Source organism: Mycobacterium sp. DL440 (assembly GCF_011745145.1).
In the GTDB taxonomy this organism is placed as follows: domain Bacteria; phylum Actinomycetota; class Actinomycetes; order Mycobacteriales; family Mycobacteriaceae; genus Mycobacterium.
The window spans coordinates 6,133,995-6,153,593 of the sequence record NZ_CP050191.1 but is presented as its reverse complement, the minus strand read 5'-3'; the positions used below and the strand labels follow the sequence as shown (position 1 = coordinate 6,153,593).

At 64.8% G+C, this 19,599-nt stretch carries 20 protein-coding genes and 1 pseudogene; 7 read left to right on the top strand and 14 right to left on the bottom strand.

The genetic code is table 11. The features are described from left to right. Positions 1 to 69 precede the first annotated feature (69 nt). From HBE63_RS29970 to HBE63_RS29960, 3 genes and pseudogenes are all read left to right on the top strand, one after another. The gene (locus HBE63_RS29970; protein WP_208301253.1) at positions 70 to 294 is read left to right on the top strand and encodes a hypothetical protein; all 225 of its coding nucleotides are present in this window, start codon (positions 70 to 72) and stop codon (positions 292 to 294) included. A 10-nt stretch (positions 295 to 304) separates the two neighbouring features. Beyond that, positions 305 to 631 (top strand): hypothetical protein, encoded by a 327-nt coding sequence (locus HBE63_RS29965; protein ID WP_166908760.1) that lies wholly within the window; start codon positions 305 to 307, stop codon positions 629 to 631. A gap of 53 nt (positions 632 to 684) precedes the next feature. Next, positions 685 to 2,169 (top strand): annotated as a pseudogene (locus HBE63_RS29960) (DUF222 domain-containing protein); the annotation flags it as partial. 447 nt (positions 2,170 to 2,616) lie between these two features. On the opposite strand, the gene HBE63_RS29955 reads toward HBE63_RS29960, so the two are convergent. The 4 genes from HBE63_RS29955 to HBE63_RS31645 form a co-directional block, all read right to left on the bottom strand. Continuing rightward, positions 2,617 to 3,057 (bottom strand): twin-arginine translocation pathway signal, encoded by a 441-nt coding sequence (locus HBE63_RS29955; RefSeq protein ID WP_243858377.1) that lies wholly within the window; start codon positions 3,055 to 3,057, stop codon positions 2,617 to 2,619. A 161-nt stretch (positions 3,058 to 3,218) separates the two neighbouring features. Next, on the bottom strand, positions 3,219 to 3,908 hold the full coding sequence (locus HBE63_RS31230) for a hypothetical protein (protein ID WP_208301252.1): 690 nt from the start codon (positions 3,906 to 3,908) through the stop codon (positions 3,219 to 3,221). Between the two features lie 161 nt (positions 3,909 to 4,069). Then, positions 4,070 to 4,534: a hypothetical protein gene (locus HBE63_RS29945; RefSeq protein ID WP_243858376.1), complete on the bottom strand. Its 465-nt coding sequence runs from the start codon at positions 4,532 to 4,534 to the stop codon at positions 4,070 to 4,072. Continuing rightward, positions 4,521 to 4,856, bottom strand: coding sequence for a hypothetical protein (locus HBE63_RS31645; protein WP_166910403.1), 336 nt, complete (start codon positions 4,854 to 4,856; stop codon positions 4,521 to 4,523). The genes HBE63_RS29945 and HBE63_RS31645 overlap by 14 nt, the downstream gene beginning before the upstream one ends. 190 nt (positions 4,857 to 5,046) lie before the next feature. Between HBE63_RS31645 and HBE63_RS29935 the strand changes: the two genes are divergently transcribed. Next, on the top strand, positions 5,047 to 5,559 hold the full coding sequence (locus HBE63_RS29935) for a hypothetical protein (RefSeq protein WP_166908757.1): 513 nt from the start codon (positions 5,047 to 5,049) through the stop codon (positions 5,557 to 5,559). Between the two features lie 195 nt (positions 5,560 to 5,754). On the opposite strand, the gene HBE63_RS29930 is transcribed toward HBE63_RS29935, so the two are convergent. The 8 genes from HBE63_RS29930 to HBE63_RS29895 are packed head-to-tail and all read right to left on the bottom strand — an operon-like array spanning position 5,755 to position 15,003. After that, complete coding sequence (locus tag HBE63_RS29930; RefSeq protein WP_166908756.1) at positions 5,755 to 7,317, bottom strand: MCE family protein; 1,563 nt, start codon at positions 7,315 to 7,317, stop codon at positions 5,755 to 5,757. After that, positions 7,317 to 8,618 carry an MCE family protein gene (locus HBE63_RS29925; protein ID WP_243858375.1) on the bottom strand — a complete coding sequence of 434 codons (1,302 nt, stop codon included), beginning with the start codon at positions 8,616 to 8,618 and terminating at the stop codon, positions 7,317 to 7,319. The genes HBE63_RS29930 and HBE63_RS29925 overlap by 1 nt, the downstream gene beginning before the upstream one ends. Beyond that, positions 8,615 to 10,078, bottom strand: coding sequence for an MCE family protein (locus HBE63_RS29920; protein ID WP_166908754.1), 1,464 nt, complete (start codon positions 10,076 to 10,078; stop codon positions 8,615 to 8,617). The genes HBE63_RS29925 and HBE63_RS29920 overlap by 4 nt, the downstream gene beginning before the upstream one ends. Then, positions 10,075 to 11,157, bottom strand: a complete 1,083-nt coding sequence (locus HBE63_RS29915; protein ID WP_166908752.1) for an MCE family protein — start codon at positions 11,155 to 11,157, stop codon at positions 10,075 to 10,077. The genes HBE63_RS29920 and HBE63_RS29915 overlap by 4 nt, the downstream gene beginning before the upstream one ends. Then, positions 11,157 to 12,188, bottom strand: a complete 1,032-nt coding sequence (locus HBE63_RS29910) for an MCE family protein (protein ID WP_166908750.1) — start codon at positions 12,186 to 12,188, stop codon at positions 11,157 to 11,159. Before HBE63_RS29910 ends, HBE63_RS29915 begins: the two co-directional genes overlap by 1 nt. Beyond that, complete coding sequence (locus HBE63_RS29905) at positions 12,185 to 13,372, bottom strand: MCE family protein (RefSeq protein WP_166908748.1); 1,188 nt, start codon at positions 13,370 to 13,372, stop codon at positions 12,185 to 12,187. Before HBE63_RS29905 ends, HBE63_RS29910 begins: the two co-directional genes overlap by 4 nt. Before the next feature lie 12 nt (positions 13,373 to 13,384). Then, positions 13,385 to 14,236 carry an ABC transporter permease gene (locus HBE63_RS29900; RefSeq protein WP_166908746.1) on the bottom strand — a complete coding sequence of 284 codons (852 nt, stop codon included), beginning with the start codon at positions 14,234 to 14,236 and terminating at the stop codon, positions 13,385 to 13,387. After that, on the bottom strand, positions 14,233 to 15,003 hold the full coding sequence (locus tag HBE63_RS29895; protein ID WP_166908744.1) for an ABC transporter permease: 771 nt from the start codon (positions 15,001 to 15,003) through the stop codon (positions 14,233 to 14,235). The genes HBE63_RS29900 and HBE63_RS29895 overlap by 4 nt, the downstream gene beginning before the upstream one ends. Positions 15,004 to 15,243: 240 nt before the next feature. Here HBE63_RS29895 and HBE63_RS29890 point away from each other — a divergent pair, with 240 nt between their 5' ends. Continuing rightward, complete coding sequence (locus HBE63_RS29890) at positions 15,244 to 16,125, top strand: alpha/beta fold hydrolase (RefSeq protein WP_166908742.1); 882 nt, start codon at positions 15,244 to 15,246, stop codon at positions 16,123 to 16,125. A 49-nt stretch (positions 16,126 to 16,174) separates the two neighbouring features. Here the strand turns inward: HBE63_RS29890 and HBE63_RS29885 are convergent, their stop codons facing one another. Continuing rightward, complete coding sequence (locus HBE63_RS29885; protein ID WP_166908740.1) at positions 16,175 to 17,311, bottom strand: Rieske 2Fe-2S domain-containing protein; 1,137 nt, start codon at positions 17,309 to 17,311, stop codon at positions 16,175 to 16,177. Positions 17,312 to 17,488: 177 nt separating this feature from the next. Between HBE63_RS29885 and HBE63_RS29880 the strand changes: the two genes are divergently transcribed. Continuing rightward, a complete protein-coding gene (locus HBE63_RS29880; protein WP_166908738.1) occupies positions 17,489 to 17,989 on the top strand; it encodes a thioesterase family protein in 501 nt (166 codons plus the stop codon). Positions 17,990 to 17,992: 3 nt separating this feature from the next. Here HBE63_RS29880 and HBE63_RS29875 read toward each other — a convergent pair whose 3' ends face one another. Next, on the bottom strand, positions 17,993 to 18,610 hold the full coding sequence (locus HBE63_RS29875) for a TetR/AcrR family transcriptional regulator (RefSeq protein WP_166908736.1): 618 nt from the start codon (positions 18,608 to 18,610) through the stop codon (positions 17,993 to 17,995). Between the two features lie 136 nt (positions 18,611 to 18,746). Here HBE63_RS29875 and HBE63_RS29870 point away from each other — a divergent pair, with 136 nt between their 5' ends. Beyond that, complete coding sequence (locus tag HBE63_RS29870) at positions 18,747 to 19,598, top strand: IclR family transcriptional regulator (RefSeq protein WP_166908734.1); 852 nt, start codon at positions 18,747 to 18,749, stop codon at positions 19,596 to 19,598. Position 19,599: the final 1 nt, after the last annotated feature.

Sequence of the window (19,599 nt, the reverse complement as noted above, 5' to 3'; positions counted from 1 at the left end):
GGGTCAAAATGGTAGTTCGGTAGAGAATAGGCGTTAACATAGATGGCGTTGAGGCCAGACGGGGGTCACGTGTTTGCCAAGTTACGGAGGTTGCTGGCCCACCGCGTCGCTCTCGGCGAACTGATCGTCGTAGCTGTGGTGCTCGGCGTGCCCTACCTGTTGATCGGTACCGTCTGGTCCGGCACGCACACCGACCATCTGCCATCGATGGGCGGCCTCGACGCGGTGGTGTCCTTCCTGGGGGCGATCGTCTCGTGGCCGGTGTTGTTGTTCACCGACGTATGTATGACGTGAAGGGGGAACGGTGAGTTTTCGTGCCGTCTATATCGGAATCGCCGGGGCAGTGGTGCTCGCCATCGGGCTGTACCTGCTGAGCCTGCCGGTCTACCTCGATGACTTCGATCAGTTCGGTATGCAGATCCCCTGCGGTTCCGGGTATTCGGCGCACCTGGTGCAGGCCAACGCCGCCGGCCAGGAGTACGCGGACAAGTGCGGGTCGGCCGTGATGACCCGCCGGCTGTGGACCATCCCGGTTGTCGCAGTCGGGGCGCTAGCCCTGATCGCGGTGTTGTTCCGCGCCGCAACGTCTTCGGCACACGAGACATTGCTGCCCAAGCACGACACGCACTGACCCTGAGTCGATTGCGGGCCTAGAAGACTGCGGCCATACTTGTCGGTGGTCGAATGTATGTTCGAATCATGCAGGCGGGTGCGGTCCAGGCAGTAGCGGCGTTGCGGGCCGCGTTCGACGCGTTCGCCGCCGGTGACTTCTCCTCGCTGACCCGGGCCGAACTGGTCGCGGTCATGGACGAGTACGAGGCCCTGACGTGTCAGCTGCCTGCGCTGTCCCATCGGATGTTGGCGCAGTTGCAGGCCGAGACCACACCCCGCGAGATGGGCGCCAAGTCGTGGAATGAGGTGCTGCGGATCCGCTGGCGGTTGTCGGGCTCGGACGCCGGCCGGCGCCTGGCAGAGGCCGCCGAACTGGGGCCGCGCCGCGCGCTGACCGGTGAAGCCCTGCCCCCGGTACTGGCGGCGGTCGCCGCCGCACAGTCGGCCGGGCAGATCAACGCCGATCACGTGCGGGTGCTGCGTGATGCGATCAACCGGCTTCCGGGGTTCGTCGACCAGGTGACCCGCGAGCAGTTCGAAGGCGACCTGGTGCGGGTCGCTGTCGGGGTAGGGCCCAAGGAACTCAAAGACACCGCGGAGTTGCGCCTGTTCCTGCTCGATCAGGACGGCCCCGAACCCGACGACACCGAACGTGCCCGCAAACGCGGGGCCAGTGTCGGCAAGCAGGGCCGGGATGCGATGACGGCGCTGACGGCGAATCTGACCCCGGAAGCTGCTGCGGTGTGGGAGGTGCTGTTCGCCAAGTTCGCTGCCCCCGGCATGTGCAACCCCGACGATGAGGAACCCTGCACCTCCGGCACCCCGACCCAGGCGCAGATCGACAACGATCAGCGCACCCTGGCCCAACGCCAGCACGACGCGCTGATCGTCGTCGGGCGGATCGCGTTGATGAGCGGTGATCTGGGTCAGCTCAACGGTTTACCGGTGTCGATCATCATTCGCACGACTCTGCAGGATCTGGAATCGCGTGCCGGGATCGGGGTGAGCGGTGGCGGCACCAAGGTTCCGATCAAGGACGTCATCCGGATGGGATCGCACGCGAATCATCATCTGGTGGTGTTCGACCAGGCCACCGGATCAGCTCTCGACTATTTCCGGGCCCGCCGTGTCGCCAGCCCGGCGCAGCGGATCGTGTTGATCGCTCGTGACGGGGGTTGCACGAAACCGGGCTGCACCGTCGGTGCTTACGGCTGCCAGGCCCATCACGGCGAGGCCGACTGGGCTGCCGGCGGGCATACCAACGTCGATGAGATGGCCCTGGCGTGTGGGCCCGACAATCGCCTGGTCGACGCCGACGGCGGTTACACCACCACCATCAACGACCGCGGGGAAGTCGAATGGCAGCCGCCGCCGGGGCTGGACCACGGCCAGAACCGCATCAACTACCACCACCGCCCCGAACTGCTCCTGGCCCCACCCGAGGACCAACCACCACCCGACGAGGAGCCGGAATCAGACGCAGGCCCGGAACCGGCACCGGCACCACCGGCGCAGAACCCGACCCACGATCCCGCGCCCGAATCGACGCGCGCACCAGAACAGGAACTGGCGCGGGACCCGCAGCCAGGCCCCGAATGGGAACCGGAGCCAGACCTGACACTGCACCCTGAACAGGAACTGGAATGGAACCTAGCGCACGCCCCGGAGTGGGAACTGGAATGTAGCCTCGAGCGCGTCCCGGAGTGGGATACACACTGGGACCCGGAGTGGAACCTGGAGTGGTTCAACGACTTCGACCAACCCACACCCATCGCACCCAACGTCGAACACCTCTGGGACACAGAAGCGTGCGACCCAGACCTACCGCCCGAGTGGATGCTGCTCGATGACGGCCTACCGCCGATCGAATCCCGCGAGGACACATACACATACGACGACCCCGACCCCTGGCAACCCATCGGCAACGACTGCGCTGACGAAGTCACGCGAGTACGCGGACCCTAGCTACTTCGACCTGAAAAAGCCTTTTTGAGGTCGAGGTAGCTAGATCGGATCGAAGGACGAGATCAGCCAACTACCATCGACTTTCGTAAGCCCGACCTTCACGGCGCTGGCAGCCTGCGCCGGTTCAGGATTGTCGCGGCTGGTAGTCGCCTGATTAAGGTAGACCAGCACCTCCGCGGTGTCGGATTGCACGTCGACCGGGGCAGCGCGAACGACCGCGGCGGTGGCCTGAATATCCTTCTGCTTGGCTGCCGGCGCAACGAACTTGTCGGCGAACGCGCTGTAGTAATCCAGGAAGTCACCGGTCAGTTTGGACTTCGCCGTAGCGAAGTCCTGATCCAAACTGTTTGGTGCATAGGACAACAACGCCACCGAACCTTCGCTGGCCGCGTCAATCACCGTCGTGGACGCTTGGGCGGCCTGATGTTCGGCCCGATAGGCGCCGAAGTAAAGTGCCGCTGCCGAACCTGCCGACGCCAACAGTACGCACACAACGGCAATCGGTCGCCACCGCCGCGCGATGCGTCGGGTCCACCGCTCCGGGTTGTCGGCATGCGCGTCGACTGCGCCGGCCTGTGGTTCCTCGATGATTGATTCGGTGTCCGAAGGGATTTCGACGTCTGGTTCTGCTGTGTTGGTACTCACGGGACGAACTCCACCTTCGACATCTTGATCTGCCCTCCGTCTTTGACCATCGTGACGCTCAGCCGCCAGTTGCGCGGCTGCTGATTGGCGCCGGCCGAGTTGCTCACCGTGGTCGCCGTACTGACGAGAACGACTGCGGAGTCCGCGTCCATCGACTGAACCGCCGTGGCCTTTGCCGTCGCCTTCGTCGTCGCCTTCGAATCCTGCGCGGCTCTCACCAGGTCTTCGGCCGACGATTCCATGTCCTCTCTGAACTGTCCGGTCGAGTTGTCGACGATCTGCCGGACGTTCTCCTCCGCCTTGGCGCTGTCGATCGACATCAATGTGACGGCGGCTTGCGACGCCGCTGCCGAGAATTCCGCGCGGCGCTGTTGCTCACGGTCGACCTGCAGGTGGAACCAGACCATGTATCCGCCGGCAGCCAGCAGAGCGGCGCTGACGAGGATGGCCAGACCTGCCAGCACCGTCGCGAGTTTCGGACGCCACCTACGCTTCTCGTCTGCGTCCGACGGTTGGTTGCCGTCCTCGCCCGTAGATTCGGTGTTGCCGTCACACTCGGGGTCGGTCCCGTCAGCATCGGGTTCAGCCTGATCCAAGGATTCCAGATCGTCGTCGCTCAGCTGCGAGTCGGCGTCATCGAGCACGGCTGCCTCAGTTGCCTCGTCGGAGCGGCTGAGTAACCGCATAGTGCACCTCCGGTTGTCTCGGCCAGTCGCGGATGGCACCAGTTACTGCCGCCGCCTCAAGGCCGATGTGATTGCTGCCACACGCTAGTGCGGCAGCAATCAACGTCGACGCAGCCGTCCCACCCAGTGGACAAATCGGCTCCCGACGGAACTGACGACCGTCACCAGGTCCGCAGCGAACACAAAGCTCCCTTGGAACCGGCGGCACGGTGCACGACGATTCCGTCGATGGCCAATTCGCACCGCAAGGTGCCTGCGTCGTGGGGAGCCAGTCCGGCCGTGGTGACCGTGACCATGGCCCATTTCATGGGGTCGGCGAGCGTGGTCTCGCGGATCCATGGCTTGCCCGGTTCCAGCGTGAGATCGTCCTTGGGACTGAACTCGTACGGGTTGTGGCTGTAGTCCGCCCACGTCGGTGGATCAACCTCACGGAAATAGATGCCGACGGTCGTCGGCTGCTCGGCGGTGACCGTGTAGGTCACCCGATGCAGCATCGGGTCCTCGTCCGCGTGTGCTGGTGTCGCCAAGGGAACGCCGGCGCCGAGTGCGACAGCAATCAACACGCCGACCGCGCCCTTGCGCCGCCGCTTCAACACCGCGCGGTCCCGCGCGTCAGAGGTCGCCACGAAGCCACCTGCTCGATCCGTCACTTGCCACGCAGCTCAAGAAGAGCCCGTCGGGCGCCTGTGCGACAGAGCTCTTTTCGGCCGCTGTGCATGGCGCGCTCTCCTCACGGATGCCTTTCATCGGCGGTGACCGGAAATAACGGGGCTCGTATCGGCGCGGCGACCCGCAGAAGACCAACCGGCCCCACGAGGTGGTGCCGAAGACGTAGTACGCCGTATCCGCACACGGCGCACCGAGCACGACTCCCCCGGTGATCCCGGGCACGCACGAGGGTTCACTGCATCCGACAGGTTCTGCACCCGCTGGGGCTGGGGCGACCATCGCCGCCGCGACAAGCAGCCCTGCCGTGGCTGCCACCGGTATCCGCACGAACGACACTGTGGCACGACTGAATCCACCTGCCGGTGGATAACCCACTGGGTGGGACATCGACTGTAAAAACACGCCAGAAGCTGGACAGTGAACACTGCCACGGCGACCGCCCGTGGCCGGCGTTCAGAGGAGCAGGGTCATGCGGGTGTCGACGGCATTTGTTGGCGCAGGGTTACTCACCGCCGTTGCAATGGGCAGTATCGGCAGCCCCGTCGCCGGAGCGTCCCCGAGTTGGGGGCTCAACGGCACCTACGTCGCGACGTCGAACGGTGAATGGGCGAAGACGAACGACATCTTCCACGATGAGGCCAGCATTCGTGGCACCTGGACCATCTCGACGACCTGCAGCTACCCGAGCGAGTGCACCGGCACGGTCGACACCGACTGGGGCTGGAGCGCCCCGATCTACCAGAAGAGCGGCGTCTGGTTCGTCAAGAAGACGGTAGACAACTGGCAGCCATGCGGGGACGGCACTTCGGGCCCGGGTCTGCAAGTGTTCCGTTTCTTCCCATCGAATGCGGACGCCACCGCAACCGACCCGGCGTCGACGACATTGCTGGGTGAGGATTCGACGACCGGCGTCAGCGGGTCATGCGGCAGCAGCCGGGTCGTGTTCATCACGATGCCGTTCAAGCTGGTGAAAACGGCCTGATCACAACGGTCCAGATACCCTGCGCTACAACAGTTCACCCGCAAGCCTGATCTCGCTGCCGACCTGTTTGCCGGCGGATACACATCGGACCACCGATCCTCGATCGTAGAACTGTTGCAGCGCAGTTGAGGTTGGCCTGCATCATCGTTGCGATAGGAAAGTGGCTGTGCGTGGGTGTTTGTGATCGACCCCGGATCAGGTGGTGAACAGATCCTTCCAGGTCTCCTCACCGGTGCGCGGCACGAGATCGGCCTGCCGATACACCTTCCCGTCCGGTGTGGCGTACCGGCCCGTCTGCAGGTCATAAGTGGCGATGGCCACCGAGGGTCCGCCGGATCCGTTGGGGGTGAACGCACTCGGCGCCATCGTCGGCGCTCCGCCGTCGCTCGGCGGCGCCTCCCCAGTCGGTGCGGCTGGCGGCGCTTCACCCGGCGGCAGGGCGGCAGGGGGACCCGGTGTGCCCTCTATGGGGCCGTGGATGAAGGTGTCCCGGTCGACGCGGGAGTCCGGCGCGATCCCCTGGGCGAGCAGGTTGGGATCGATCGGGTAGGGACCGAGGGCGTGCTGGCGCATCGCCAGTGGCTCGTAGGGCCGGTCACTGTCACAGATTTCGACTGTGGGAGCGCGCTTTCCCGGCTTACCCATGCACGGGTAGTTGCGTGCGCCGCGCACACCGATCGGTGAATCCTGCGGCAGCTTGCAGTACAGCCCGTCGGGGGTGTCGATGTCGCTGGTGTCCTCCGGAGACCGCCACGACGACGGCGGCAGGAAACCGACGGTGCAGGCCGGCGGGTCACCTATGTTCAGGGTGAAGTCGCCCAACGACATTCCGACCGGGTTGTTCTTCGGCGCACCGTATGACTGTGTGGCGGCGATGGACGGCGGCAGCAGCACGAGGAGCTGCTCCAGCGCGGGGCGATAGGTCACCCCGACCTGGCCGAGGCTGGACAGATTGGCCAGTAGCAGCGGCAAGGTGGGCTTGACCTGATTGAACAGACGGGACGCTTCGTCGGCGGCACCTGGCCCATCTTTGAGCAGGGTGCGCACGTGCTGGTCGTCGTCGGCGACCTGCTTGGTGATGCCGGCCATGCTGCGCGCCCAGGTACGTATTGCGTCAACCGATTCGGCCTGCCCGTCGAGGAGGGGCGCACCGTCGTCGATGAGGGCACGGGACTGGTCGGAGGCGGCGCTCGCCTCGGCGATCAGTCTCGACGATGAATCGAGCAACGACCCCATGTCGTTTCCAGAACCGTTGAAGGCTTTGAAGGTTTCGTCGAGCAGCGGGCTGATCTTGTCCTTGGGGATGCTGCCCATGAGTGAGGAGACCTGATCGAGCATCGGCCCCACGGCCTGAGGGATCGATGTGTTGGAAGCCGGGATCACCGAGCCGTCGTGCAGATACGGTCCCGATTCGTTGCGGGGCTGCAGGTCGACGTACTGCTCGCCGACGGCCGACACGCTGAGCACCGCGGCGTGCAGATCAGCGGGCACCTTGGGTGAGGTGTTGAGCGACAGGGTGGCTTCCGCTCCCTCGCGGGTGGGCCGCACCTCGGTGACCTTCCCCATCTGTACGCCGCGATAGGTCACGTTCGAGAACTGGTAGAGCCCACCGGTTCCGGGCAGTTGCAGGGTCACCGTCATCCGCCCGATCCCCAGCAGAGTGGGGGCCTGCATGTAGACGATGCCCATCAGCGCCATGCCGATGACTGAGGCCACCGCGAAGATGCCCAGCTGGATTCGGATGAAACGGGTGAGCATCAGTTGCCACCTTCATTTGGCGCTACAGGTTCGGAAGGCACAGCGGCGACAGGCAAGTCAGGCTGCGGTTCAGGCGCTGCCGCCGGATCCGCAGGGGCTGCCGACTGCGCAACCGGAGCCGCTTGAGCGGACTGTCCGTCCGCCGGCGCGGGGTCGACCAGCGGCGGCATCGTGGCGACCGCCGGCGGTGTCGGCGTCAGCGGCATGCCCAGCGGGTCCTTCGTGTAGTTGGCAAACCAGGGATCGCCCGGCGCCGGGGTCAGAGGCATTCCCTCCTGGCCCCATCGGGTGCCCAGGAACAATCCCCGCTTCAGCCGCGGAACGGTGAAGTCGAAGGTGATGAACTCGTTGAGGTAATCCCCGCGGATCGCCCGGTCGATGAAGTTCTGCGGGTAGGGATACGCCGGCGCATATGCCAGCACGGTGCCCAGGTTCGGTCCAACGTCGGCCAGTGCCTTCACCGTCGGTTCGAGGTTGCGAAGGTTGGTCAGCAGGTCGTCCCGCGTGGCGTTGACGAGATTGGTTGCGGTGTCGCTGAACCGACCGAACTTCTCCAACGCAGTGGTGATGCGGGGGCGCTGCTTGACCAGGATGTCCAGCGCCGGAGGGATCCGTTGCAGCGCGGTGGTGATCACTTCCTGTTGTCCGGACAGCGTGCCGGCCAACCGGTTCAGTGCTGTGACCGAGGCGTTGATGTCGTCCCGCTGGTCGGCGAACATCCCGACGATGTCATCGAGTCGGGTGAGCAGATCGCGGATCTTGTCTTCGCGCCCGCTGAGCGCGGCGTTGAATTCGGTGACCAGGTCACCGATCTTGCCCAGGCCTCCACCGTTGACGAGCACCGACAGTGACGACAGGGTCTGTTCGGTCGATGGGTAGGTCGACGTGCGGTTGAGCTCGAGGGTGGTCCCCGGAGCCAGCCGACCCGACGGGGACTGTCCCGCCGGAGGATCGAGCGCGATGTGCATGGAGCCCAACAAACTGGTCTGCCCGACGGTGGCGACGGCGTTGGCCGGAATGACGATGTCGGGTTTGACCGACACCTCCACATCCGCGTGCCAGCCCTTCACCACCATCCGGGAGACACTGCCCACGATGACGTCACTGATCATGACGGGCGAATTAGATTCCAGCGTACCGACGTTGGCGAGTTCGACGTGGTAGACCGTCGCGTCAGACCCGCGGCCCACGGTGCCGGGCAGCGGCAGTGAATTCAGCCCGTGGAACGCACAGCCTGTCAGCGCCACCACCGAACAGGCGGCTACCGCAGTTAGGCGGGTCAGCGACCGCCGAGTGATCATGGGTTGCCTCCTGGGGCCGGCGGTGCGGGGTTCGGGGCGGCTTCTGCAGGAAGCAACATGTCCTGCAACGTCTTCGGTGCACCGCCCGGCGCGGGCGGGCCGGGAGGAATCGGTGCGCCCGGGAACAACGCGGGAGCGGGAGTCGCAGGGAATCCGTTGGGTGCGTACGCACCGGGCGCCCCGGGGGGCGTGCCCCAGCCGGCCGGCGGTGCCACGTCACCAGCACCTGTGTAGGCCGACACGGCCGGCGGTTGATCTGCGTACGGCTGCGGACGCCCGCCGGTCCCGCCAGGTGCCAGGTTGGGGTCGGTGTACACCAGGTTCTCCGGGCTGGGCGCTTTCCTCAGATAGGCGTTGAACGGCATCGGCATGTAGTTGAAGTTGATCAACGACAGGGCGGGTCCGAGGTACTGCGAGCACAGCTTCGACGATTCCGCTGCGGTGGCATTCTTCACCGCAGCGATGGCCGAGCACACCACCGACACCGGATCGGAGAAGTTTGACAGTGCGAACGCGCCGACTGCCGTGCCGCTGTCGGGGTTGTAGATGTTGTAGCCGTTGGCGATCGCATTGGGTGCGACGTGCAGGACGTTCTCGAGCTTGGTCTTGTTGTCCACCAGATTCTGGGTGACGTTGTTCAACCGCTGCAGCTGCTCGGCGGTCTGGTCGCGGCTGCCGGCGATGAATCTCCGAACGTTGCCCACGGCATCCGCCAGGTTCGTCAGGGCCCCGTCCAGATCGGAGCGGCTACCGTCGACGACACTGGTGACATTGGCGAGATGCCCCTGGAATTCCACGATCTGGGCGTTGCTGTCGCGCAGGGCCGTGACGAAGACCTGCAGGTTCTTGATGATGCCGACGACGTCGCCGCTCCCCTGGCCCAGAATCTTTGCGACACCGGACAACTGGCTGATCGCCTCGTGCAGTTTCTCGCCGTTGCCGTTCATGGCTGCGGCGGCACTGTCGACAAAGCGGCTCAGCGAGGTGGCCGACGCGCCGTTGATCGGTCCCAGATCGCTCGCCAAGCGCATCAACTGGTCCTTGACCTGGTCCCACTCCACGGGCACAGCCGTGCGCTCCACCCCGATCTGCGCACCGTCGGCCATCGTCGGCCCAGCGTCTTCATAGGCCGGCGTCAGCTGCACATACCGTGCGGCAACCAGGTTCTGCGCCATGAGGATCGCCTTGGCATCGGCCGGGATCAACACGTCATGATCGATCGCGAGGGTCATCCGCGCCTGACCGCCGACCGGGTCGATGCTCTTGATGGAGCCGACCTTGACCCCGGCGACGCGAACCTCGTCGCCGGGGTAGACCGCGGTGGCCGAGGTGAAGTACGCGGTGATGGTGGTCGGCTTGAAGACGGTCTGCCGCACGACCACCACCGTTGCGGCCAGAGCCAACGCGGCCAGCAGCACCAGCACGGTGCGGCTGATCCGCTTCCGATTACGGGCGATCATCGACTTCCTCCAGGAATGCCGTTGTGGGGCCAGGGGAACTCGGCGCGGGGGCCGGCGTTGTCCGGTGGTTGCCCGGCGTTGGTACCGCGCCGGAATCCGAACGCATAGTCGAGGAAGGGCTGCAGTGTCTGCGAGGGCAGCAGGTTCCCGACGAAGGCGTTGTAGTACCACCCGTTGTTCACTGATTCGCCCTGGGTGACCTGGTATTTGGCGAGACCCGCCAGGGCGCCGGCGATGTTGTCGCGGTTCTTCTCCAGCATCGCGGTCACGGCGTTGAGCTGCTTCAGGGTGGGTGCGAGCTCTTCTTCGTTGTCGTGGACGAGTCCGGAGAGCTGCTGGGACAGCGCCGAGGTGTTGGCCAGCAGGTTGACGATCGCGTACCGGCGTTGGTCGAGTACCCCGGTCAACGCGTTCGCGTCCAGCAGCAGCGTGTTGACCTGCTCGCTGCGCTTCGACAGGATGCCGGTCACGTCGGCGGCGCTCTTGAGCAGGTTGGACAGCGATTCGTTGCGACTGTTCAGTGTCTCCGACAACCGGGACAGGCCCTCGAACGTCGGCCCCAGCTGGGGCGCCATCCGATCGATGGTGTCCGACAACGTATCCAGGGACTGCGTGAGCGCCGCGGTGTCGGTGCCGGCGGTGTTGTTCGTGAAGTCACCGACGGCGTTGGTCAGCGAATACGGCGACGCCGTCCTGGTGATGGGGATGGTGCCCGACGAGTGCAGGGTGCCCGCACCGGCCGGTTCCAGGGTGAGCATCCGGGCACCGAGCATTGTCCCGGTGCGGATGTGCGCGGTGGTGTCGGAGCCGAGGCGCACCTTGCTGTCGAGGGTGAAGGTCACCAGAGCCTTGCCGTGGCTCAAACTGACATCGGTGACCAGGCCCTTGGTGACCCCGGAGACCTTGACGTCGTTACCGGTGGTGAGCCCACCTGCCTCGGCGAACACCGCGTGGTATTTGACCGACGTGCCCCAGGACCACAGCGCCTGCGGCTGAAGTCCGACCGCGATGATCATCGCGATCAGCACGATGCCAATGAGTCCGCTCCGGATGAGATGCGATCCACGGTATTTCAGCATCAGGGCTCCCCACAGCGGCCGGTGTTCTGCATGATCCACGGGAAGTACGCGGTGCGCCCCTGCAGGTCGGTGACCCGGACATTCATGCCGCACAGGTACTGGTTGATGAAACTGCCGTAAGCGCCCAGCCGGACGAGCTTGCGGTAGTTCTTGGGCGCGTTCTGCAACGACAGATCCATCCGCGCCATGTCGTCCTCATTGGACAGCAGGGGTGCGAGGCGTGTCAGTTGGTCCACCGTGCCCGACAGGGGCGGTCTGGCCTGCGTCATCAGATCCGTCAGGGACGCGGTCCCGTTGTCCAGAGCGGTGATGGCTTCTCCGATGGGATCTCGCTCCTGCGACAGACCGGTGACCAGCTGTTGAAGTTGTTCGACGGCGCCCGAGAATTTGTCGCCGTCCTTGGCAACCGTTGCCACGGTGGTTTTCAGGTTGTCAATCAGCTGTTGCACTGTCTGGCCGTTGTCGGCGAGAGCCTGGGTGAACGACGTCGTATGGGACATCAGCGATTCCACCGTGCCACCCTGGCCCTGCAGTATCTGGATCAACGAGTTCGTCAAGGCGTTGACATTCTGGGCGTTGAGACCCTGGATGACCGGCTTGAGCCCGCCGAGGAGGAGGTCGAGATCCAGCGCCGGCTCGGTGCGCCCGAGCGGGATCTGCGAACCCGGCGGCTGGATCTTGGTCGATCCCGGGCCCTCGAGCAGTTCCAGATAGCGGTTGCCGACCAGGTCCAGGTAACGCACCGCAATCTTGGTGGCGGTCGTCATGACGACTTCACGGTCCGAATCGAAGTGCACCAGCACCGTGTTATCGGGTTGCAGCGCAACGTTATTGACCGTGCCGACGCGGATACCGGCCACCCGGACAGAATCACCGGCCTTCAGGCTGGAGGCGTCGGTGAACACCGCCGAATAGCCGTTGGTCGACCCAGTCCGGTACTGCCCCATGATGGCGAACAGCGCTCCGGTCAAGAGCAACATCGTCACTCCGAACACGCCGAACTTGATGGCGGTGCCGCTGCTGCGCATCATCCCGGCTGTCCTATCTGCATGGTGTTGCGGGGCGGGCCGTCGAGCGGGCCGTACAGCGCTTGCTTGAGCCCCTCGGAGTTCAACAGGATTCCCTGGTTTCCGTATTGCGCTGGGTTGGCATCGATATCGGTCACCAGGAACGGTGGCCGGTTCTGGAAACCGACGTCGGGCAGGCCCATGCATTGCGGGCCACCAGTGGCGGCTACCTTCGGCAGGTTCCCCGGATAGCGGTACCGTTCGGTGCCCAACAGGAACGAGTCCAGCAGCATCACGCCGGGCAATGGCTGCGGCGGGCCAAGAGCAAGTGGCTCCATTCCCTTGAGTGCGCAGGTGAGCGCCGGGTTGTACTGATTGAGCAGGTTCGTCGTCGGCACCAGCAGCCGCATCGCGTCGGTCACCGCGGCACTGTTGGTCGCAACCACGTCGTTGCCGACATCGGCCAGCCCGATCGCGCTGATCAGCAACGCGTCCAGATCGTCGCGGCGATCGTAGACTGTGTCGCTGAGCTGCGTCGCATTGCGAATGGTGTCCATCAGATCCGGTCCGGCGTCGGCGTAGGCGTTGAACACCTGTGGCGCGACGGCAATCTCATGACTCATCGTTTGAAGGCTGGGGGCGATCTTGGCCAGCAGGGCGTCGAGGTCGACCAGGGTCTGACCCAGTTTGTCGCCGCGGCCGTCGATGGCCTGAGCCATCGCGCCGAGTGTCTGGTTCAGCTTCTCCGGCTGGATCTGCGCCAGCACCGACACCAATTGCTCGAACACCGTGTTGATCTCGACGGTGGTGTGAGTGGCGTCGAGGACCTGGCCGGCGTACATCGCCTTCTGCGACGGCTCCGGCGGCGGGACAAGCTGGACGAACTTGGCGCCGAATACCGTGCTCGATGCGATCTCCACCCCGGTGTTGGCGGGAATCAGTTGCAGGTCATCGGGATTCATCACCAGCCGCAGCGCCGCCTGTCCGTCGGGCAGCGCGTCGATGGCGACGACCTTGCCGACCTGCGCACCGTGCAGTTTGACCTTGGCCTCGGGGTTCATCACCAGACCGGCCCGTGGAGAGATGACGGTCACCGAAGCGGTGGGCGCCACTCCTCCGCGGAACAGCACGATGGAGCCGGCGACGATCGCGGCGATCACCACGACCGTGGCCAGACCGGCCAGTTGACGTTTAGCGTCACGCGACATCGGATGCCTTCTTTAGCCGGAGAGGTTGAAGTTGCCGTTGGAGCCGTAGACGGCCAGCGAGATCAGCAGGGTGATCGAGACGACGACGATCAGCGACGTCCGCACTGCATTTCCGACCGCCACCCCCACCCCGGCCGGGCCGCCGGTGGCGAAGAAGCCGAAGTAGGTGTGCACCAGCAGGATCGCCAACGCCATCAGCAGTGCCTGCAAGAACGACCAGAGCAGGTCGATCGGGTTGAGGAACGTGCTGAAGTAGTGCCCGTACAGACCACCGGACTGCCCGAGCAGCACGACGGTGGTGAACTGGCTGGCCACAAACGACAGGATGACCGCGATCGAGTACAGCGGCGTGATCGCGATCATCCCGGCCACGATGCGCGTGGACACCAGATACTCGACAGGCCGGATCGCCATGGCTTCGAGCGCGTCGACCTCTTCGTTGATCCGCATCGCGCCGAGTTGGGCGGTCACGCCGGCGCCGAAGGTGGCGGCCAGACCGATGCCGGCCACGATGGGCGCCGAGATCCGGACGTTGATGAAGGCCGCCAGGAATCCGGTCAGCGCTTCGATGCCGATGTTGCCCAGCGAGCTGTAGCCCTGGATGGCCAGCACCCCGCCGGTCGCCAGGGTCAGGAATCCGACGATGACGACGGTTCCGCCGATCATGGCCAATGTTCCTGCACCCATGCTGATTTCGGCGATCAGCCGGACAACTTCCTTCCGGTAGTGCGCGGCGGCGAAGGGCATGCCCGCCAGGGCCCGGCCGTAGAACAGAACGTGGTCACCGATGCCGCTCAGCACGGCACCGGGCCGTCGTACAGCTCGGGACAGACGCGGGTAGGCCGATTGAAGTGCTGCGCTCATCGGGTCGTCATCTGGATGCCGATGGCGGTGACCACCACGTTGACCACGAACAGCGCCATGAACGCGTAGACGACGGTCTCGTTGACGGCATTACCGACCGCCTTGGCGCCCCCGCCCGAGACGGTCAGACCGCGGTAGCAGGCGACCAGTCCGGCGATCAGGCCGAACAGTGCCGCTTTGACGCAGGAAATGACGACCTCCGGAATGCCGGTGAGCAGGGTGATACCTGCGGCGAACGCGCCGGGGTTGACATCCTGGACGAACACCGAGAACAGGTATCCGCCAAGGATTCCGATGATCACCACGACGCTGTTGAGCAGCAGCGCCACCAGACCCGAGGCCAGCATCCGTGGAGTGACCAGACGCTGTATCGGGTTGATGCCCAGAACCTCCATGGCGTCGATCTCTTCACGGACGGTGCGCGATCCCAGATCGGCACACATCGCGGTGGCTCCGGCGCCGGCGACGATCAACACCGTCACCATCGGCCCGACCTGGGTCACGGCGCCGAACGCCGCACCTGCCCCGGAGAGATCCGCCGCACCCAGTTCGCGAAGGAGAATGTTCAACGTGAACGACACCAGGACGGTGAACGGGATCGCCACCAGGAGCGTCGGTGCCACGGATACCCGTGCCACGAACCAGGACTGGTCAAGGAATTCGCGCCATTGGAACGGCCGGCGCACCACGAACCGTGCGGCGTCCACGGACATGGCGAACAACCCACCCACCCCCTCGAGTGGGCCGGCGAGTTGTCGCTGCAACATCGGGTTCTCCGTTCTTTGCCTGAAACACATCCGCGGGTTGGTATGACCCGGACCACACGCCTCGACCGGGAACACTCACAGTTCGCCACCGGTCGCGCCACCGGGTGTCCCACCCACCGGGAGTTTGACTCCGTGCGCGTCAAATCTCGGCGGCCACCCGGTCAGCGGAACGCGCCATTGCCGCTCCGGCGCGAGCGTGTGATGGTGGACGCAACCAGTCAGCGAGACGAAAGAAGGCCTGTGTCGAATTCCGCTTCGGTCACCAATGGCGCCGGTACGGGGCACGCGCTGCGTGAGATCCAGACCAGTGCCGGCAATTTGCGCTACTACGATGTCGGCGACGGTCCGACCGTCCTGTTCCTGCACGGATCGGGACCCGGAGTCACCGGCTGGCGCAACTTCCGTGGAGTGCTGCCGACCTTCGCCGAACGCTTCCGGTGTCTGGTCCTGGAGTTCCCCGGCTTCGGCGTCTCAGATGACTGGGGCGGGCACCCCATGGTGACCGCTCAAGGGACAGTCACGCCGTTCCTGGACGCACTCGGGGTCGAACGAGTGGACATCGTCGGCAACTCGATGGGCGGCGGCGTCGGCATCAACACGGCGATCACTGCACCTGAACGGGTCGGCCGGCTCGTGACGATCGGCGGGATCGGCACCACCATCTTCTCCCCCGGGCCCAGCGAAGGCATCCGTCTGCTCCAGGAGTTCACCGAGGACCCGACGCGGCAGCGCCTCATCGACTGGCTGCACTCCATGGTTTATGACCAATCGCTGGTCACCGAGGAATTGATCGAGGAGCGGTGGACACTGGCCACCGATCCGGAGACATTGACCGCCGCGCGCCGCATGTACGGAAAGGCCGCGTTCGCGGCGATGATGGCATCGATGGCCGCGTCGGATCTGCCTATGCCGTGGGCACGGATGCACAAGGTTTCTGCGCCCACGCTGCTGACCTGGGGACGCGACGATCGCGTGAGTCCGCTTGATATGGCCCTGATTCCGATGCGCACCATCCCCAACGCAGAGCTGCACGTGTTCCCCAACTGCGGGCACTGGGCGATGATCGAGGCAAAAGATGCCTTCGAGTCGGTGGTTTCTGCATTCTTGAACCGCGCGGACTAGCGGGACTGGCGGTGCCGAGCTCATCGGCGTCGGCACCGCCTGGAACCCCTCAGCCCAGCGCAGGCACAGCCTCGCCCGCAGCCATATGTTGCGTCCACACCTCGCGCGGATGTGTCACATCGACCTCAAACTCGAACCGGTCCACCATGTCGGGTGTGACGTCCGCGATATCGACGTAGAACTGCTCGTACCACCGGCGCAGCTGGTAGACGGGGCCGTCCTCCTCGCACAACAACGGATTGTCGATGCGGGCCTTGTTGCGCCAGATCTCGATGTCCTCGTCGAAACCCTTCTTCACCCAATCGCCGAGCGCGACGGCCGTCGCTGCCGCCTGCTCGTCAGGAACCAGAGGTGACTTCTCGACGATGATGCCGTACTGCAGCACGAACGAGTTCGCATCGATGGGGTAGTGACAGTTCAGCAGCACCGTCTTCTGGTCGCCGTGCTCGAGGTGGTAGGTCAGATCGTCGATCATGAACGACGGACCCCAGTACGACGCAACGGACGTGGTGCCCAGCATCATCGGCGCGTCGGTATCTGCGGCGAAGTCTTGGCGGATCCCGCTGGACATGAACTGCGTCGCGACGTGGCCTTCGAAGATGTTCTTGAATTGGTCGGGGACGCTGCCATGGATGTAGAAGAAGTGCGCCATATCGACCAAGTTGTCGACGATCTCGCGACAGTTGGTCTCGATGACGGTCGAGTGCCAGTACCAGTCGGTCCAACCTCCGGTACCCGCACCGGGAATGCGCGGGATGGCCACGTCGGCCGACGGTGGGTTGCCTTCCGGGTCATTCCAGACGAACACCATGCCGTCCTGCTCCATGGTCTGCCACCTGGCGGTACGGGCAAGGCGCGGAGTGCGTTTCGAGTACGGTACTGCCTTGCAGCGGCCGTCTCCGCCCCATCGCCAATCGTGGAAGGGGCACGCCACCTCATCGCCCTTCACTTCACCCTCGGACAAATCACCGCCCATGTGCCTGCAGTAGGCGTCCAACACCTGCAGCACGCCGGCACGGTCGCGGAACACGACGAGCCGCTGCCCGAACGCCGCTACAGCTTGCGGCTTTCCGCCCTCGAAGTGCTTGCTCAGGCCGAGGCAGTGCCAGCCCCGCGCGAAGCGCTGTGGCAGTGCGGCGGCTTCGATGTGCCGGATGTGGTCGTCGTCGAGTTGCGTGGTAGTCATCGAGTCGATACCTCCTGTGTTAGCCCGAGGGTTGGTGTTCCCGATTGAACGCCGCAGGCGCGACCGCAGGGGCGAGGTGTCCGCAGGCTGGAACATGTTGGCGTAAACGGCAACTCCGGTCTCACTGTGCGGAACGCGCGGATCGAGAGACGGGCCGGACGAGTATGAGTAGAGGGAATGAAGCACTTGCCTACCGCCGCGGAGATCGCCGCCCTGCCTGACCCGATGACCGCTACCGTCACCAGTAGTTTTATCGACTCGAACGGCCACATGAACGTGCTGCACTATCTGGAATTCGCGTCGTTGGGTGCGGACAGGGCTGTGCGCCGTATCGGGATCGACGATGAGTACCGGTCAGATCGACGGATGGGAGTGTTCACCGCCGAGCACCATCTGCGTTACTACGGCGAACTGCTTGAAGGCGATGAATTCGCCATCCACGGAAGGTTCCTCAAACGCAGTGCCAAGGTGGTGCACCTGATGACGTTCGTAGTGGACTGCGCCCGTCAGCAGTTGGCCTGCACGTTGGAGATCGTGCTGGTGCACGTGAACCTGGACTCGCGGCGGCCCGTCGAAATGCCTGAGAACATCGCGGCGGCCATCGACCGAAGCATTGCAACCTCCAGCCGCCTGGCCTGGTCGGCACCGGTGTGCGGGGCGATGGGCGTGCGGGACTGACCGTCAGGCTGCGCCCAACCGCTGAAGACCCGCCAGCGCCAAGTCAATTCCGCGCCGGTGTGCGACCACCAACTCGTCGAGTTCGTGCGGTTCCTTGGCGTCGGTCCACCAGACGTACGCATTGCTGCTGACGTGGAGAACAAGCCTGGCCGGCAACGACCGGGTGAACGCGTCGTCACCCAGTTCGAAGTGTCCCGCCAGAAACTCGGTGACGGCCTCGGCGAGGTTTCCGCTCCATTCCATCCAGCGCAAGCGGTACTGCGGAGTATCGGCCATGAGCGACATGAACTTTCGGTCCATTTCGACCGTCTGCCGGTTTTGGACCTCGCCCGTGAACATGTCGACGAGGACGTCTACGGGATCAGCGTCCGCTGCAGCGCAGGCCAACACGCCGCGCATCTCGCCCTCGCTTCGCCGGAACAACGGTCCCAGCACGTCTTCCTTGACCGGGAAGTGCCGGTAGAACGTACGCGTCGCGATGCCGACTTCGGCGCAGATGCGCTCCACGGTGGCCGAGGTGTCACCGTCAGCGATAAAGATGTCACGGGCGGCCGTAGCGATGCTCAGCCGCAGTTCCTCTGCACGACGCTCGGTGAGCGTCGGCCCTTTACCTCTGGGCATTCGACGTGGTGCCGCGTCGAGCCGGTCCGCCGCCCGCCGGGTGCTGGACCACTTTACTTCGCCGCCTCGTTGTGCTTAGACTCACACCTGTCAGTTTGCGCCACATGTACATATTATGACAGGTACGGAGGGTGTTGTGTCAACGTCGCACGACGACGGGGCTCCCATCGCGATGCTCAATCGGGTGGCTTCGCTTCTGGAGGTCTTCGGTGCACGGCAAACGCTCACGCTGGCGGAGATCAGCCGTTATTCGAGCGTTCCCCGCTCGTCGGCTCATCGCATCCTGCAGGGCCTGGTCCAGCTCGGCTGGGTCGAACGTCAGGGCGTCGAATACGCGCTGGGGCTGAGGATGTTCGAACTCGGCAGCCAAGCCGTGCGACAACGTCGGGTTCCCGATGCCGCATTGCCGGTAATGGCGGACCTGCACCGGCGCACCGGGCTGACGGCGCATCTGAGCATCCTCGCGAATGCGCACGTGCTGCACGTCGAACGCTTCGGGGTGTGGCCCAGCACCGGCGCTTGTTGGCAGGCCGGTTTCAAACAAGCCGTGGAACAAAGTGCACCCGGCCGTGCGCTGCTGGCGCAGATCGACGAGTCAGCATGGCCGGAGTTGCGGTACGCGGTGACCTCACCATACGGAATTCGGAACCGGACGGAGTTGGATCGAAACCTGGACAAGGTGCGCGCCCGCGGCGGGGTCGCCGTCGATGCTGAGGGCTGTGAACTAGGCGTCACCGTCGTGGCCGCCGCCATCGGCGTATCCGAGGGCGGCAACCGGTTCACGCTGTCACTGTGCGGACCCGCCAGGTCGACGCGCGTCGAACCTGTCATCGCCACGGTGCGCAGCGCGTCGTGGGCAATCTGGCACGCCCTGTCAGACGTCCCGCGCAACAGCGCAAGCCAGGCGCGAGCAGCGCACCGCGCGGTGACGCCGACCATGGTCCAACGGCCCGGTGAGGCCACCGTGGCTGCCATCGGAGGTAGGTGAC